This window comes from Cohnella lubricantis, assembly GCF_014212015.1.
In the GTDB taxonomy this organism is placed as follows: Bacteria; Bacillota; Bacilli; order Paenibacillales; family Paenibacillaceae; genus Cohnella; species Cohnella lubricantis.
In genome coordinates this window covers 37450-53312 of sequence record NZ_JACJVN010000013.1, presented here as the reverse complement: position 1 = coordinate 53312, position 15863 = coordinate 37450, and the positions used below count along the sequence as shown (strand labels likewise).

19 protein-coding genes are annotated in these 15863 nt (G+C 49.3%); 18 read left to right on the top strand and 1 reads right to left on the bottom strand.

The window, feature by feature from the left end; genetic code table 11:
* The first annotated feature begins 1 nt into the window (after window position 1).
* From H4Q31_RS02870 to H4Q31_RS02805, 14 genes are all read left to right on the top strand, one after another.
* A complete protein-coding gene (locus tag H4Q31_RS02870; protein ID WP_185177556.1) occupies window positions 2-1870 on the top strand; it encodes a flagellar assembly protein A in 1869 nt (622 codons plus the stop codon).
* Window positions 1867-2874 carry an HD-GYP domain-containing protein gene (locus H4Q31_RS02865; RefSeq protein WP_311771669.1) on the top strand — a complete coding sequence of 336 codons (1008 nt, stop codon included), beginning with the start codon at window positions 1867-1869 and terminating at the stop codon, window positions 2872-2874. The genes H4Q31_RS02870 and H4Q31_RS02865 overlap by 4 nt, the downstream gene beginning before the upstream one ends.
* 249 nt (window positions 2875-3123) lie before the next feature.
* The gene (locus H4Q31_RS02860) at window positions 3124-3408 is read left to right on the top strand and encodes a hypothetical protein (protein ID WP_185177555.1); all 285 of its coding nucleotides are present in this window, start codon (window positions 3124-3126) and stop codon (window positions 3406-3408) included.
* 49 nt (window positions 3409-3457) lie between these two features.
* Window positions 3458-4408, top strand: coding sequence for a DUF3991 domain-containing protein (locus H4Q31_RS02855; RefSeq protein ID WP_185177554.1), 951 nt, complete (start codon window positions 3458-3460; stop codon window positions 4406-4408).
* A 161-nt stretch (window positions 4409-4569) separates the two neighbouring features.
* Entirely contained in the window at window positions 4570-4860 is a 291-nt protein-coding gene (locus H4Q31_RS02850; RefSeq protein ID WP_041052551.1) for a type II toxin-antitoxin system Phd/YefM family antitoxin, read from the top strand.
* A complete protein-coding gene (locus tag H4Q31_RS02845; RefSeq protein WP_185177553.1) occupies window positions 4838-5155 on the top strand; it encodes a type II toxin-antitoxin system RelE/ParE family toxin in 318 nt (105 codons plus the stop codon). The genes H4Q31_RS02850 and H4Q31_RS02845 overlap by 23 nt, the downstream gene beginning before the upstream one ends.
* Before the next feature lie 283 nt (window positions 5156-5438).
* Complete coding sequence (locus H4Q31_RS02840; protein WP_185177552.1) at window positions 5439-5798, top strand: plasmid mobilization protein; 360 nt, start codon at window positions 5439-5441, stop codon at window positions 5796-5798.
* 14 nt (window positions 5799-5812) lie between these two features.
* Window positions 5813-7237, top strand: a complete 1425-nt coding sequence (locus tag H4Q31_RS02835) for a relaxase/mobilization nuclease domain-containing protein (protein WP_185177551.1) — start codon at window positions 5813-5815, stop codon at window positions 7235-7237.
* A complete protein-coding gene (locus tag H4Q31_RS02830; RefSeq protein ID WP_185177550.1) occupies window positions 7146-8042 on the top strand; it encodes a PcfB family protein in 897 nt (298 codons plus the stop codon). Before H4Q31_RS02835 ends, H4Q31_RS02830 begins: the two co-directional genes overlap by 92 nt.
* Window positions 8039-8947 (top strand): ArdC-like ssDNA-binding domain-containing protein, encoded by a 909-nt coding sequence (locus tag H4Q31_RS02825; RefSeq protein WP_185177549.1) that lies wholly within the window; start codon window positions 8039-8041, stop codon window positions 8945-8947. The genes H4Q31_RS02830 and H4Q31_RS02825 overlap by 4 nt, the downstream gene beginning before the upstream one ends.
* 47 nt (window positions 8948-8994) lie before the next feature.
* A complete protein-coding gene (locus H4Q31_RS02820) occupies window positions 8995-9186 on the top strand; it encodes a hypothetical protein (protein ID WP_054819089.1) in 192 nt (63 codons plus the stop codon).
* 100 nt (window positions 9187-9286) lie between these two features.
* Window positions 9287-10942: a VirD4-like conjugal transfer protein, CD1115 family gene (locus H4Q31_RS02815; RefSeq protein ID WP_245347212.1), complete on the top strand. Its 1656-nt coding sequence runs from the start codon at window positions 9287-9289 to the stop codon at window positions 10940-10942.
* Window positions 10943-10947: 5 nt separating this feature from the next.
* Complete coding sequence (locus tag H4Q31_RS02810) at window positions 10948-11247, top strand: glutamyl-tRNA amidotransferase (RefSeq protein WP_425351434.1); 300 nt, start codon at window positions 10948-10950, stop codon at window positions 11245-11247.
* 67 nt (window positions 11248-11314) lie between these two features.
* Window positions 11315-12154: a VirB6/TrbL-like conjugal transfer protein, CD1112 family gene (locus tag H4Q31_RS02805; RefSeq protein ID WP_185177546.1), complete on the top strand. Its 840-nt coding sequence runs from the start codon at window positions 11315-11317 to the stop codon at window positions 12152-12154.
* Between the two features lie 2 nt (window positions 12155-12156).
* Here H4Q31_RS02805 and H4Q31_RS02800 read toward each other — a convergent pair whose 3' ends face one another.
* The gene (locus H4Q31_RS02800; protein WP_041052544.1) at window positions 12157-12408 is read right to left on the bottom strand and encodes a helix-turn-helix domain-containing protein; all 252 of its coding nucleotides are present in this window, start codon (window positions 12406-12408) and stop codon (window positions 12157-12159) included.
* Window positions 12409-12577: 169 nt separating this feature from the next.
* Here H4Q31_RS02800 and H4Q31_RS02795 point away from each other — a divergent pair, with 169 nt between their 5' ends.
* From H4Q31_RS02795 to H4Q31_RS02780, 4 genes are read left to right on the top strand one after another with little or no spacing between them, the layout of a single operon-like run.
* The gene (locus H4Q31_RS02795) at window positions 12578-12763 is read left to right on the top strand and encodes a Spo0E family sporulation regulatory protein-aspartic acid phosphatase (RefSeq protein ID WP_185177545.1); all 186 of its coding nucleotides are present in this window, start codon (window positions 12578-12580) and stop codon (window positions 12761-12763) included.
* A gap of 28 nt (window positions 12764-12791) precedes the next feature.
* Window positions 12792-13145: a hypothetical protein gene (locus H4Q31_RS02790; RefSeq protein WP_185177544.1), complete on the top strand. Its 354-nt coding sequence runs from the start codon at window positions 12792-12794 to the stop codon at window positions 13143-13145.
* A gap of 34 nt (window positions 13146-13179) precedes the next feature.
* Entirely contained in the window at window positions 13180-13545 is a 366-nt protein-coding gene (locus H4Q31_RS02785; RefSeq protein ID WP_185177543.1) for a PrgI family protein, read from the top strand.
* On the top strand, window positions 13538-15862 hold the full coding sequence (locus H4Q31_RS02780; protein ID WP_185177542.1) for a VirB4-like conjugal transfer ATPase, CD1110 family: 2325 nt from the start codon (window positions 13538-13540) through the stop codon (window positions 15860-15862). The genes H4Q31_RS02785 and H4Q31_RS02780 overlap by 8 nt, the downstream gene beginning before the upstream one ends.
* Window position 15863 lies beyond the last annotated feature (1 nt).

Below are 15863 nucleotides of genomic sequence, written 5' to 3'. Positions count from 1 at the left end.
TATGTCAGACTTTATCAGTGAGCAAGAAGTATTGAAGCTAATGAAGAAACTCGACCAAGATTCCCAAGAGTCGGAAAGTGAACGGATGGGGTCATCTTCTGTAAGGGGGATTAACAATGGTCAAGTAGTGGATGGATATATCAGAGTTGAACACGGTAAAATCATCGTCGTAAATCCCTTAAATGGGGGTAAGATTCCGACTATCGAGGCCCATTCACCTGTGATCCTATTTGTGGATGGTCAAGAGATCCACAAAAGGATTAAAGTATCATCAGAAAGCGTCATTGAGTGGAAGATTGAAGAAAAGCCATTATTCGAGATTGAAGTTTCAGAAGATAAGTTAACAGCGTATTTAATTGTTCATCGTCCACAGAGGTATGCGTGGGTGTTATCTGATAATACCTCAACTTTAGATTTGACCCTTACTGCCAAAGAAGATTCAGCGATTATTTTGGAAACACTAAACTTGCAGGATATTCTCGCGGTTGTTGAAAACATGAATATCAAAATGAATCTTGATGTTGCAGTTATTCAAACCGAGATTATTCAACCTACATATAGACCAGTGACCATCGCCAGAGGAAAAGCTCCGGTGCAGGGTCAAGATGCTCGTTTAGATATTTTCTTTTCGGAAAATATCGAGAACATATTTACAGAGGTAAGAGGTTTTGTGGATTTTAAGAATCATTTGAATATTCCTTCTGTCAAAAGCGGAGATGTAATAGCAAAGAAGACACCCCCCGTAGACGGTCAGGCAGGGTATGACGTCTTTGGAAATATATTACTTCCTGAACCTGTTCACGATATTCGCATTGCTGGGAAAGAAAGTGTTGAAATAACACCAGACGATATCGTGATTGCTCGGAAAGAAGGAAGACCGCGAATAACTGGTAACAAGATAAAGTATTTCGATATTAACACCGCCTTCATTGTACCAGGGAATGTTGATTTGCAAACAGGTAATATCGTTTTTGCTGGAGACGTTATTGTGTATGGCGATGTCATGGACAACATGATTATTGAGTCACTTGGGAACATTTATATATCTGGCAGTGTCTTCAACTCAACCTTAACGGCCACAGGAAGTATTGCAGTGAAGGGTAATGTAATTGGAAGCAATCTTTATTCGGGATATTTCGGCATGCTTTTCAACAGACTTTATAACGGTTCCAAACAGTTGTTGGGTTTCCTTGAAAAAATGGCAGAAAGTGTAAAGTTGTTAATGAATGAAATTAGTAAAAAGAAACTACAAGTTAAGTATGGACAAGTATTATTGTTAGTAATTGAGAGCAAATATCAGCAGGTTTGGGAAGTTGTGAAGGAACTGCTTGGCGTTATTTCCAGCCTTCAGACTTATAATAAGGACGCTATGCAGCAATTGAAAGATTATTTGGAATTATTCTTGTTGCCGACTAAGATTGTTGAAGTGATGTCAGCTCCAAGAATGGAAGATTTCATTCGAGTATTGAAAGAAGCGTACATGAGAGTTGTGTTAAGCCAAGAATCACAAGTTCAGATAAATATTAACCAAGCTCAAAACTCTACATTAAAGTCAAATGGGGATATTTTGATTCGAAGAGAAGGTGTTATTCAATGTGATCTCTATTCAGCGGGCAATATCGTATTCTTCCTAGATAACTCTGTATGTAGGGGATCAAAACTGGAGGCTGGAGATACCATTTCTGCAATGTATGTAGGTGGATTCACTGGAGTTGGGACAAGCCTAAAAGCAATAAATAAGGTAATTGTAAAGAAAATGTTTGAAGGCAGAGTAACTGTTGATCGGTATAGTACTGATATCTTTGAACCAGTAGAAGAAATGACTTTTGATCGTACTAGTATCAAGCGACTGGCTCAGGAAAGTGGGTGATTCTTATAGACAATGCATCTTTTATTGGGAGAAAATTAAATAACAATATTTATTCTAAGCAAGGCAGTTTGCTTTTACCAAAGAACAGTGTATTAAGTGACCATAATCTTGACCTATTGTATCAACATGGTATTAATTTGTTGGACGAGGACACCCAACTTGTTACCGAATTTATAATAGAAGAAACAATCTCTGAGGTTCAATTTATATACGAAAAGATAAAACATAGCACCGAGAAGCCTTCAAATCAAATGATTCGTCAGAAGGTAATGCCAAAGATCCAGGAATTGTGTTCCAATTATAATTTTTCAAATGTAATATTGGGTTTAAGAAAGAAAGATAATTATACGTATCGACATTGTATTGGCGTTTCAGTGCTATCTTATTTTATTGGAAAATGGTTAGGCCTGAAAGAGAAGGAGTTAAATGACCTTGCTGTTGCGGGACTGTTACATGATGTAGGTAAGACAAAAATCTCTGACTCCATTTTACTAAAGGCAGGTAAATTAAGTTCGGATGAGTATGCTGAAATGCAGCTTCATACGGTGTTCGGGTATGAGATGATTCTTAGACTCCCAAACATGACGGATCAACAAGCTCTGGTTGCCCTACAACATCATGAACGAGAAGATGGTAGCGGCTATCCTTATAGGAAGTCTAGTGAAGAAATAGAATATTTTAGTAAGATTGTGGCTGTTGCCGATGTGTTTCATACGATGGTTTCAGAGCGGGTATATAAGAAAGCAATCCCATTATTCCAAGTATTACAGGAGATTTATCAAAGAGCATTCGGATTGTTTAACCCTGTGATCGTACAATGCTTCATTACTAACTTGATGAACAGAATGATTGGAGATTCAGTTCTGTTGTCAGACGGTAAAGTGGCTCGAATTGTGATGCTCCATCCAGATGACCTGATCAATCCGTTGGTTGAATCGCAAGGGAAATATTATGATTTAAGGCTGTCTAAAAGTAAAATTATGGACTTTGCCAGTATCCAATAATAATACAGAAACTAGTTTATTTTGATAGGTTCATTTAGAGATGTATCTTTCGTGCTTTTCGACCTAAAACCGGATACATAATTTTAGAAAGCTTGTTGCGCTTCATCGCGCGGCAGGTTTTTTTGTAGTTTGGGGAATTATGACTTCGATGCGTAGCATTTACAGGTCGAACATAGGTCACTTGTTAAAATCACATGACGAAATGGACTCCGATTTTGGGGTCCTTTTCTCATTTCTGGAGGAATGAACATGTTGTATGCCATCCCAAGCGGCGGATGCTTTTGTCCTATTCTACCGCCTTTTTGTTATGGAACCGGCTTGATCGAGGAGGGAGAAGCCGTGCCAACATTGGAGTTGATATCCAAAGAGAAGAACGGATTTGGCGACACGTATTATTACATCCGCGACTCAAACGGGGTGACCAGTCAAGTTTATGAAGGCGATTTAGACGCATTCATGAAAAAGAATGGCGTTACAAAGTTGAAGGAAGGCAGCGCTTATACGTACCCCAAAAAGCGGGGGAAGGCACGATGAACAATATACCCATCGGACGCTGCTTGGATTTCCAAAAGGGGCTGCGGCAATGAGCTACGTAAACAAGGAACAGATTGAACGTGCAAAAAGATTGGATTTGCTCACGTATTTGCAAATGTGCGAGCCTGCGGAACTGGTACGTTGCTCCCGCAATGTCTATACCACCCGAACAAATGACAGCTTGAAAATTTCCAACGGCAAATGGTACTGGTGGTCAAGGGGAATCGGCGGGCGCTCGGCGCTGGATTACTTGATCAAAGTGCGCGGCATGTCTTTTCCCGATGCGGTGCTTCGGATTGAAGGCGTTCATCCCGGCAAAATTCTTATGGTTTCGCAATCATGCCAACAACGCACATCTACGGCGCGGCTGGAGCTTCCAGAACCGTATGAAAACTCTCATCGCGTCATCGCTTATTTGAGTAAACGAGGCATCCACCGCTCGGTGATCGACTACTGTCTGGAAACGGGAAGGTTGTATGAAAGCCGCCGTTACCACAACGCGGTATTCGTCGGATTTGACCAGGAAGGGACGCCGCGCTATGCGGCGATACGCGGTACGACAAGCACCCGTTATATGGGGGAAGCCGCCGGCAGCGACAAGCGGTATTCGTTTTCCATTTCGGCCCCGGGAAACTGTACGGAACTGCATCTGTTTGAGAGCGCCATTGATCTTTTATCTTACTGCACGCTGGAACATCTCGCAGGCCGGGATTGGCGGCAGGCGCATAAGCTGTCGCTGGCCGGCATATACAGGCCCAGGACAAATGGGGAGGACTCTACTCCTCCTTCTGCCCTAACGCATTACTTGCAGTGCTTTCCCCAGGTGAATCGACTTGTCTTGCATCTGGACAATGATGAGCCGGGGCGATTGGCGGCAGCCACGATACAGAAGCTCCTCTCCCCCGCCCTTCTCATATCCGATGAGCCGCCTAAGTTCGGAAAGGATGTAAACAACGAATTGATGGAATTCCGGCGAAGACGCGGTGAACCATCCCGATAGCGGTAGACGCTGAACGGTCAATGTCTTTTTTGGGGTTGCGAAATTTTTCACTGTATGTGGATAAGATGTGAATAGATTGAGGATAAGCGCAACCGCATTGATTGTATAGCATGTAATAGGTATAATAAAATCAATATACAGCTATGCAAGGAGTGACCAAGATGATTATCAAGCCTTCCGCCAGTATCCGGCAAAACTATAATGAAATCGCCGATCTATGCAAATCTTCCGGGGAACCGGTGTATCTGACCAAGAACGGTGAAGGCGATCTCGTCGTGATGGACATTGAGACGTTCTCCCGTCGCGAGAAGATGTTAAAGCTGCGCGAAGAACTGCTCGCTGTGCAAGAGGATCGTTTGGCGGGCCGTGCTGGTGTGACGCCGGATGAACTGGACGCTTACCTGGAGGGCATTATTGACGAGGTTCAGCATGGAAAAGATGCCCCGATATAAGATCGTCGTTTCCGATCGCGCCCGCCAAATGCTGGCGACTCATGTGCGATTTCTCGCGGAGAAACATCCGGATGCGGCGCGAAGAACGAAGAACGAATTGCTGAATGCGATACGTTCCTTGGCGCGATTGCCGGAACGCTATCCTTTTCTGGAAGCGGAATTTATCCCGTCAAACAAGTATCACAAGATGTTCGTGGAAAAATGGTATTTGGTGTTGTATCAAATTCAGGATGAAATCGTGTATGTCGATTTCATTGTAGACTGCCGCCAGGATTACCGCTGGTTGGTGAGATAACAAAAAAGTATTGCGGAAGACGCCCGAGCGGATCGGCGTCTTTTTTGTGTTTTTGGGGTCCTCCCTATTTCCCGGCAGGTGCTTTTGAAGGCAACGCGAGACGACTGTCTCGTGTTGCAGCAAGCACTGAATTTGGCTAGCCAAATTCCTTGTTAGGGGCAGCGCCCCTAAGACCCCTCCGTTTGAACGCAAATGTTTCATGACTAGATGGTGGGTTAGACGTATTGCTTTATCAACGAGCAGGATTGTTTTACAAAGCCGATATCCGGATGGAGGTCATGCGATGAGGAAACGCAGCATCCCAGTTTTGGTTCGTCTTAATGAAAAGGAGCAGCAGTACCTCGCGAGCCAGGTGAAAAAGTCGGGGCTTTCTCAGGAAGCCTTTATTCGTTCCTTAATCAATGGGTATGTCCCGAAGGCGCTGCCGCCGCCGGATTATTATGCGATGATGCGCGAGCTTCACGCCATTGGCAACAATCTCAATCAACTGGCGGCGAAAGCGCATGCGACAGGCCATCTGGATCGGGCTGCTTTTCAGCAGGAGGCCGATCAGTTGCGCCGCGCCGTCCAACAGATTCAACAGGCCGTTACTGCGCCGGAACGAAGAACCGAGCAAGCGACTCCACATGCGCATCCGATGTAAAGGGGGCGTCACATATGGCGACGACGGCGATATGGGATGTCGCCGACCGCTTGAAGCGCGTGATTGATTACGCCGCCAATCCTGACAAAACAGCGCAAGATCGCGCCGAGAAGAATGAAGGTTTGCGACAGGCGATCGATTATGCAGTATCGGATGTCAAGACAGAGAGGCAGCTTTATGTGAGCGGAATCAATTGCGATCCGCTCACCGCTTACGAGCAAATGCAGCGCACCAAACGTCAATTTCAAAAGATGGATGGCATTGTCGCGTTTCATGGCTACCAAGCGTTTGCACCAGGTGAAACGACGCCGGAAACGGCGCACGCCATTGGCGTCAAGTTGGCGCAGGAGCTATGGGGAGATCGATTTGAAGTCGTCGTATCGACCCATCTGGACAAGGAACATTTGCACAATCACTTTGTGCTAAACTCCGTCTCCTTTATGGACGGCAAACGGTATTACGATAACAAAGCCTCCTACGCTCTTCTAAGAAGAACATCCGACCGGTTATGCCGTGAACATGCATTGTCTGTGATCGAGCAACCCGAGCCGGGCAAGGCCAAACACTACGGAGAATGGAAAGCAGATCGGAAAGGCAAGCCGACTTGGCGAGGATTGATTCGGAGCGATGTGGATCAGGCGATTGCGGCATCGATGACGTGGACCCAGTTTATCGCCTCTTTGCAGAAGCGGGGCTATGAAGTGAAAACGACCGTAAAGCATGTGGCGGTGCGTCCACCGGGCAAGGAACGCTTCGTTCGTTTGCGTAGCTTGGGAGACGACTATACGGAAGAGGCCCTTAAACAGCGGATTTTGCGAAACCGCATTCCCCGTAAATCACAGCCTTTGCCAATGCCGCGACGCAGGCGCGCCGTCTGCAAAGGAACGCTTCGATCCGGCAGGAAGTTCAGCGGCTTGCAAGCATTGTACCTGCGCTACTTATATGAGATGGGCATACTGCCTCATTTTCGCGCGTCCGTGAGAAGGACGCCTTTTTTATTACGGGAAGACTTGCGTCACTTGGCGGTTATTACCGCGCAAACCAAGCTGCTCTGCCAGCACCGTATCTCCAGCAAGGAACAGCTTTTGGACTATGTATCTGTTACCCGGCAAGAGATGCGCTTGCTTTACGGCGAACGCAAAGCGCTATACAACCGCCTCCGCCGCTGCAAGGAGGAAAGTCAGATCGCCGCTTACAAAGAGCAAATAGCCGCGCTGTCCAAGCGGCTTGTCAAGCTCCGAAAGGAGGTGAAACTTTTTGCGGGTATCCTTGCCCGGTCGGGTGAAATGATGACCAAACTTTATGGGAACGAGCAGTACAAGCCATATCGAAAGGAGGACGCCATTCATGAGCAGTGGAGCCGAGGCGGCCGATCAGGTCGTCAACATGAGTCTGCGGGGCATCGAAGTGATGGCCAAGATTTCCGGCGAGGGCGCTAAGCATCTGGCCGTCTATTTGTTTGCCGCCCTGCAGGGGCAGAAGCGGACGAAGGGCAGCATCCGTTTGGAAAGCCTGCTCCGCAGCGGCAAGGAATTGAAAGTATTTGCCGTCAAAAACGAAGACTTGCCTACCTTCTGCAAGGAGGCCAAACGTTACGGCGTTCTGTACTGTGCCCTGCGGGACAAAAAGAATGTCGATGGGTTATGCGACGTGATGGTGCGGGCCGAGGACGCATCCAAAATCAACCGCATTGTCGAGCGCTTCAAACTGGCGACCGTGGATACGGCCAGTATTAAAAGCGAAATTGAAAACTCCCGCGCCGGGAAACAGCAGGACCATCCAGCGTTCGGGGAGCGTCAACAACAAGCATCGGACCAAACCCGGCAGAAGACGGAGGTACAAGGAGCGGCGGTCAAGGGAACTTCTGTGGAGAAGAGCACCGACGATTTTTTGGACGAACTGATGCAGAAGCCCGAATCGACGCAGCCCACTTCCCCGGAAACTGGCAACCCAAACCCCATGACGGCGACGACGGAGCCGCCCCATCCGTCCGAGCCTATCTCCGGGCGCAGCGAAGCATCCGCAAGGGGTATGATTGAACCGGAAGCCGGGACAACGCCGCGGCGGCCATCGATCCGTGAACTGCTGCGCGAGATCCGGGAAGAAAATCGGAAGGCGGAGAAAGAACGACGTCAGATCATCAAGGAGCCGTCGCTGACCAAGCGAAATGAGCGACATATTGAAAAAGCGAAGACGGGCAAAACCAAACCAATCGGAACCCGAAAGCGAGGGAAAGCCAAATGAGCAATTTGGACGATTTATTCCTTCAGGAAGCATCCGGCCATACTTCCGCGAAATCGTCCGAGCAGCCTTTTGATAAGGAAGCGTGGGCGCAGAAAAAGCAGGAACTCAGGCAATGGGCCTATGAGACGATTGATGCAGCCACGATTGCCATCTCGCACAGCGGCAATGAATTTCAGCGGTATCTGGATGTACAAAGCCGTTTCGACCGCTACAGCGTTTCCAATGCGCTTCTGATTCTCATGCAGCGGCCGGAGGCGACCCGCATCGGCGATTTCGATTCTTGGAAGGAACAAGGCGTCTTTATTCGCCGCAAGGAGACCGGCTTTTACATTTTGGAGCCGGGCGAGGAGTACCGGAGGGAAGACGGCAGCACCGGCATCAGCTATAACCTCAAAAAGATGTTCGACATCGCACAAACGACGGCCAATCCAAAACGGGAGCAACCGACCTATCCGGACGACCGAGTGCGCATCAAAGCGCTGATGGATCGCGCTCCTGTTCCGATCGTTATTGGCGATGCGATGCCGCCGGAAATGCATGCACTATACCAGCCGGACACGAGAAATATTGTCATCCGCCGCGGCCTGGATGCCGGGGATATTTTCCGGTCGCTCGCGCAGGAGCTGGCGCATGCGGAACTTGATCGCGGCGATGGCCGATACAGCCGTTCCGATTTTACGTTCCATGCATATTGCGCCTCTTACATGCTGTGCAAACAGTTTGGCGTGGACACGTCTTCCTTTCGCTTCCATCGTATGCAGGAGAAGTTGAAGGACATCGAGCCGCAGCAAGTTCGCGCCGAACTGGCGGTGATGAAGGATACTGCGCATGACATGACACTCAGAATGAATCGGATGCTGGCGCAGCAGCAGCGGCAGCAGCATCGGACTGAACCAGCAAGATAGGAGCGCCGCGCGGGACATGCTCAATTTTTGTTCAGGAGGGAGCGCCTGTGAAGGAAGAAGAACGGATTTTATGTTTGGATCATTACGAGCATGGCATTGTGGTGCATGCGCTGAATGCGCTGCGAAACGATTTGATCGGCGAGAAGCGCCCCACCGATGCCGTCGATGATCTGTTGCTAAAAACAATTGATGCCCCTTATCAAAAACATAAACGACGGAGCCATCATGAGGCGCGTTGAAACCGCAAGGAGTCATTTGATACTCTTTGCGGTTTTTTTGATTCCCGTCGTTTGGGCGGCATTGCTCACCGCCCCTGCACTTTCCGGGGGGCTGCCAGCGATGGTGGAGCATCTCAGTGCGGCGATCAACCACCCGTTCAACATTCAGTGGGTGGACGATACGCCCCGCTGTCTGCTCTTTTTTACACTGGCCTATGGACTCGGCGTCGGCGTTTATCTGGATTCTCCGCGAAACTACCGGCGCAGGGAAGAGCACGGCAGCGCCCGTTGGGGCCGGGCAAAAAGCATATGCGCCAAATATCGAAGCAAGCAGCAGGAACAAAACAAAATTTTAACCAAGCAGGTTTGCATCGGACTCGACGGCCGCAAGCATCGCCGGAATGTGAATGTGCTCGTCGTAGGCGGTTCCGGCTCCGGCAAAACGCGTTTTTATGCCAAACCGAACGTCATGCAGGCGCATACGTCCTTCGTTGTTCTCGACCCGAAAGGCGAAATCTTACGGGATACCGGTCATCTGCTCAAGGCCGAAGGGTATGACATCAAGGTGCTCGATCTGATCAATCCTCACCGCTCCCACGGCTACAACCCTTTCGCCTATTTAAACGACGACAAGGATGTGCTGAAGCTGGTCACCAACCTGATTCGCAATACAACGCCAAAGGGCAGCAATACGAACGACCCGTTCTGGGAACGTTCCGAAACGGCGCTGCTGGAGGCACTCATGTTGTATTTGCTTTATGAAGCCCCCCCGGAGGAACAGAATTTTCCGATGGTGATGGAGATGATTGCCGCCGCCGAAGTGCGGGAAGAAGACGAAACCTACCAGAGTCCGCTGGACGAGTTGTTTGAACGGCTGGCGATGCGCGACCCGGAGCATTTGGCGGTCAAACAGTACAACATCTTCAAACTGGCGGCGGGGAAAACAGCCAAATCGATATTGATCGGCCTAGGCGTTCGGCTGGAGAAGTTCAACTTGCATTCAATCGCCGGAATGAGCTTGGTCGATGAAATGGAATTGGCTGTCATGGGAGAAAAGAAAACGGCCCTGTTTGCCGTCATTCCCGATAACGACAGCAGTTTCAACTTCATCGTCGGGATGCTTTACACCCAGCTTTTCCAATGCCTGATGTACGAGGCTGACTACCGGCACGGCGGACGCTTGCCGGTGCATGTGCATTTTGTGATGGACGAATTTGCCAACGTCGCCTTGCCCGATGAATTCGACAAGCTGCTCTCCACCATGCGCAGCCGCGAGATTTCGGTTTCCATCATCCTGCAAAATTTAGCGCAGCTCAAAGCGCTTTACAAGGATTCATGGGAATCGATCGTAGGGAACTGTGATGTGTTCTTGTACCTGGGCGGCAATGAACAATCCACCCACAAATACGTCTCGGAACTGCTGGGCAAGGAAACGATCGACACGAACACGTACGGCCAAAGCAAGGGTCGCAGCGGCAGTTATTCGATCAACTATCAGTTGTCCGGCCGCGACTTACTGACGCCCGATGAGGTGCGGCTCCTCGATAATCGCTATGCCCTGCTCTTTATTCGCGGCGAGCGTCCGGTTCAAGACGACAAGTACGATTTGCTCAGGCATCCCCATGTCGAGCTCACGACGGATGGCAGCGGTCTCCCCTATCAGCATGGCGGCACGGAACTTGCGCTCGATTGGCGAACCGTGACGCTTGATGAAGACGGAGAGTATGAGCTTTTATCGGAAGAAGACATGGAGTCTCTATTTTTACGAAGGGAATGATGAACTTGAAAATCAAAAGGAAACGGCTGCTGGCGTTGTACATCATGCTTGTCTTAACGGGAACTGTATTCGTCTCCACCGCTTATGCCGAGGGCGATCCGATGACGACGGTCAACAATTTGTCCACTTTCATATTCGGCTTAATCCGTGCCATCGGTATGATCATCCTCGGCTTCGGCATTGTGCAGATCGGATTGTCGCTCAAGTCTCACGATCCTTCCCAGCGAGCGAACGGGTTTCTGACGCTTGCCGGCGGGATTATCATTACCTTTACGAAGGAAATTCTTACCCTGATAGCCGGTTAAACGGGAGTCGCAAATGAGGGGAACGGGCAATTTGTCCGTTCCCCGTCTACAGAAAAGGGGTGAGAATATGGCCAAAAACAGTTGGATTATTGACAACCTCGAACATGCGCTCGATACATGGAACGAGAAAATGAACGAAATCTGGCAACTCGTTACCGAGTCGCCAGCCGACTTCAAGGGAGGCGGCGTGTGGCGCGTCATTACCGACATTCACGGCGCGTTGCAGGCGACGGGACTGGCGCTTCTAGTCTTGTTTTTTGTGATCGGCGTGGTGAAGACGACCGGCAGTTTTGCCGAAGTGAAAAAGCCGGAGATGGCCGTCAAGCTGTTTATCCGCTTTGTCCTGGCGAAAGCAGTCGTTACCTACGGACTGGAGCTCATGATGGCGCTGTTTACCATTGTTCAGGGAATCATTTCCACGATGATGGGACGTTCCGGGTTCGGAAGGACGGAGGCTATGACTTTGCCGAACACCATTGCAAAAGCGATTGAAGATGTCGGCTTTTGGCAAAGCATACCGCTGTGGGTTGTCACCCTTCTGGGCAGTCTGTTCATCACGGTGCTGTCTTTTGTGATGATCCTCTCGGTGTACGGACGTTTTTTTCGTATCTACTTATATACGGCGATCGCTCCCGTTCCGCTGTCCGCCTTTGCTGGGGAACCGAGCCAAAATATCGGCAAATCGTTTCTCAAAGGGTATGCGGCCGCTTGTTTGGAGGGAGCGATAATCGTACTCGCCTGCATTATCTACTCCGCCTTTGCCTCCGCTCCCCCGGCAGTCGATGAAGGCGCAGGCGCGGTTACGATGGTGTGGACATACATTGGCGAGTTGATTTTCAACATGCTTGTACTCGTGGGGACGGTCAAAATGGCGGACCGGGTGGTGAGGGAGATGATGGGGCTGTAGCTTCATTCCGATTCTTCGCCCAATAATTCTCGGACGGAAACATCCAGCGCTTTGGCGATCGCTACGACTTCGTAGTCTTGGACAAGCCGGTACTGCCCTTCCAGACGCGAAAGACTGGTAGGACTGATGTCGAGACCAACCGTTTGCAGTCTGGCGAGAAACTCCTTCTGTTTCATCCCCTTTGCCTTGCGGATGGCAACGACTCTCACGCCGATTATATTTTTGTCGCCTGGCGGTTCTTTTCGATGTTTCATTTGTATGCACCTCACATTACAAGCAAAATTGTACGTGAGTGCATCGTTGTTTTAATGCGAATATCGAATTAAAATAAAATAAACCGATTTGCGCAATAAAATGGAGAGGCAATCTATCTTTCAGACAGCCAGGAACGCCGATCTAATGAAGACACGGGGAGGCCGACCGATGACACGTTTGCTTGGTCAATTGGAGGAGGAAAGAAGAAAGTTGAACGAACTTGGGAAAAAATCTCTTGATCAGGGAATTCCTCTGTTTGAGAATGAGGCGGTTCAGGCTCAAAGCCGGAAGGTGGACGAGTTGATCGTCCAACTGCACCGCAAGAGGGTCGAACGAGAGCACCAGTTACGCTAACACTCGTTTCACGAGGAGGGGGCAATCAATGCAATTTCCGTCATGGTTTCAAAACGCGATTCAACGGCGGTTGGATCACGTTACAGCTCGGATTGAACGCCATCCCGAGTTGCGCAGATGTCTCGATGAAGAGGAATCGGCTTTTCAAGCGATGTTTTCCGGCGTGGATATGACGCAGTTGCCGACGTTTATGGAATGGGAGGACAAGCACCATTTTAAGCAGGCGATTATGAATGAATGGTTATATTTGCAAGGCATGCGAGATGGCGCTCAACTTGTATTTGCGCTTTTGGCCGATCCCCTTCCATCCGGCGATGAGGTGCTGGCAAGATCAAAAAAGACAGAGCCAACGGTTCAACCGGAGGATGGGGCCGAGTTGTAGATCATAACGAGCATTGTTAATGGGAGGACTTCAAATGGAAGTGAAGATCAACCGGGAAATCCGGGATTATACGGAAAGCTTATTCTTTGGACTGTCCTTGCGGCAGTTCTTTTTTTCTGTGCTGGCTGTCGGCGTGGCGATCGGCCTTTATTTTGGACTGCGCGGCCGTTTTGGCTTGGAAACGCTCAGTTGGATGTGCATTTTGGGGGCCGCGCCTTGCGCAGCCTTGGGTTTCATCAACTATCACGGCATGACGGCCGAGCAGTTGCTTTGGGCGTATTTGAAATCGGAATTTCTGTTGCCAAGACGTTTCGTCTTCTATTCGACCAACATCTACGTTGAAGCGCTGAAAAAGAGTATGCAGTATCATGAGCAGGAAAGGATGAAGCGCCGTGATTAAAACGCTCAGACGCATCATCAAGCAGGACAAGGAACGATTTGTCATTCCGAAAGGCGTTCAGCAAGTCATCCCGATTCGCGCCCTCTGGCCGGACGGGATTTTTTTTGTAGGCAACAAATTCTCCAAATCGTATCGGTTCGAGGATATCAACTACGCCGTAGCGTCCAGGGAAGACAAGGAAGCGATGTTTTTGTCTTATTCCGAGATGCTCAATTCCTTTGACAGCGGAGCGACCACGAAGATCACGATCCATAACCGGCGTTTGAATCGGACCGATTTTGAAAGCTCGATTCTGATCCCGCTTCGGCAGGACCATCTTGATGTGTACCGGCAAGAGTACAACGAGATGTTGCTTGAAAGGGCCATCGGCGCGAACGGAACGATTCAGGAAAAGTACATTACCATTTCTGTCGTCAAGAAAAATGTGGAGGAAGCCCGTCAATATTTCGCGAGGGTCGGAACCGAATTGATGTCGCATTTTTCCCGTCTCGGTTCCAAATGTATCGAGTTGGATGCACCTGACCGTCTGCGCATTTTCCATGATTTCTTTCGGATTGGCGAGGAAGCGGATTTTCGTTTCCACTTGTCCGAAATGATGCGCAAGGGCCATGATTTCAAGGACTACATTTGCCCGGATACGTTCGAGTTTGAAAAAGATCATTTTCGGATGGGCAATTTTTATGGCCGTGTCATCTTTCTGCGGGAATACGCCAGCTATATTAAGGACAGCATGGTGTCCGAGCTTTGCGACCTGAACCGGAATTTGCTGCTGTCGCTGGATATAATCCCGATTCCGACCGACGAGGCCGTTCGCGAGGTGGAGAGCCGTTTGCTCGGCGTGGAGACAAACATTACCAACTGGCAGCGTCGACAAAATCGGAACAACAATTTTTCCGCCGTAGTCCCTTACGATATGGAGCAGCAACGCAAAGAGAGCAAAGAATTTCTCAACGACTTGACCACCCGCGACCAGCGGATGATGTTCGGCCTTCTGACGATGGTCCACATCGCGGACAGTAAGGAGCAACTCGACAGCGATACGGAGGCGCTACTCACAACCGCCCGCAAGCATTTGTGCCAGTTTTCCACGCTTACCTACCAGCAAATGGACGGTCTTAATACGGTACTGCCTTACGGTTTGCGGAAGGTTCATGCTTTGCGGACGTTAACGACGGAAAGCACGGCAGTCTTTATCCCATTTCGGGCGCAGGAGGTCATCCATCCGGGCGGTATTTACTACGGACAAAATGTAATCAGCAAAAACATGATTATTGCCAACCGCAAGCAATTGCTGAACGGAAACAGCTTTATCCTCGGCGTATCCGGTTCCGGCAAAAGCTTCACCGCGAAACGGGAAATCGTCAACCAGATACTGGCCACCGACGACGATATTATCCTGATCGACCCGGAACGGGAATACTCCGCACTGGTAAACGCATTGGGCGGCGAGACGATTCATATATCCGCCACTTCGCCGAACCATATCAATGCGATGGATATGAATCGTCAATATGGCGATGGAGCTAATCCAATCATTCTCAAATCGGAATTCGTCCTCTCGTTATGCGAGCAGTTAATTGGCGGATACCAACTGGGAGCCAAGGAAAAGTCGCTCATTGACCGCTGCACCGCCAGTGTGTACAGGAAGTATCTCCAGAGCAACTATAAGGGGCAGCCGCCGACGTTGCAGGACTTTCACGCAGAACTGCTCAAGCAAGCGGAGCCGGAGGCGCAGGACATTGCGCTGGCGATCGAACTGTTTACTTCGGGCAGTCTGAACACGTTCGCCAAACCGACCAATGTCAACGTCCATAACCGTCTCATTTGCTACGACATTCTCGACTTGGGCAAACACCTCCTCCCGATCGGCATGCTGGTCGTCTTGGACAGCATCTTAAACCGGATTACACAAAATCGGGCTAAAGGCAAAAATACATTTATCATTATCGACGAAATCTATCTTCTGTTTCAGCATGAATACAGCGCCAATTTTCTGTTCACGCTTTGGAAACGCGTCCGAAAGTATGGCGCTTTTTGTACGGGCATTACGCAAAATGTGGATGATTTGCTGCAAAGCCATACGGCCCGCACGATGTTGGCGAACAGCGAGTTCATTGTCATGCTGAATCAGGCAAGCACCGATCGGATGGAACTTGCTGAGCTTCTCAATATTTCGGACCTGCAACTCTCCTATATCACCAATGTAGACGCAGGGAATGGACTAATTAAGGTAGGCAGTTCCCTTGTGCCGTTTACCGACAAGTTCCCGCGGCACACAAAATTGTACAGCTTGATGACAACTAAGCCTGGTGAATAGG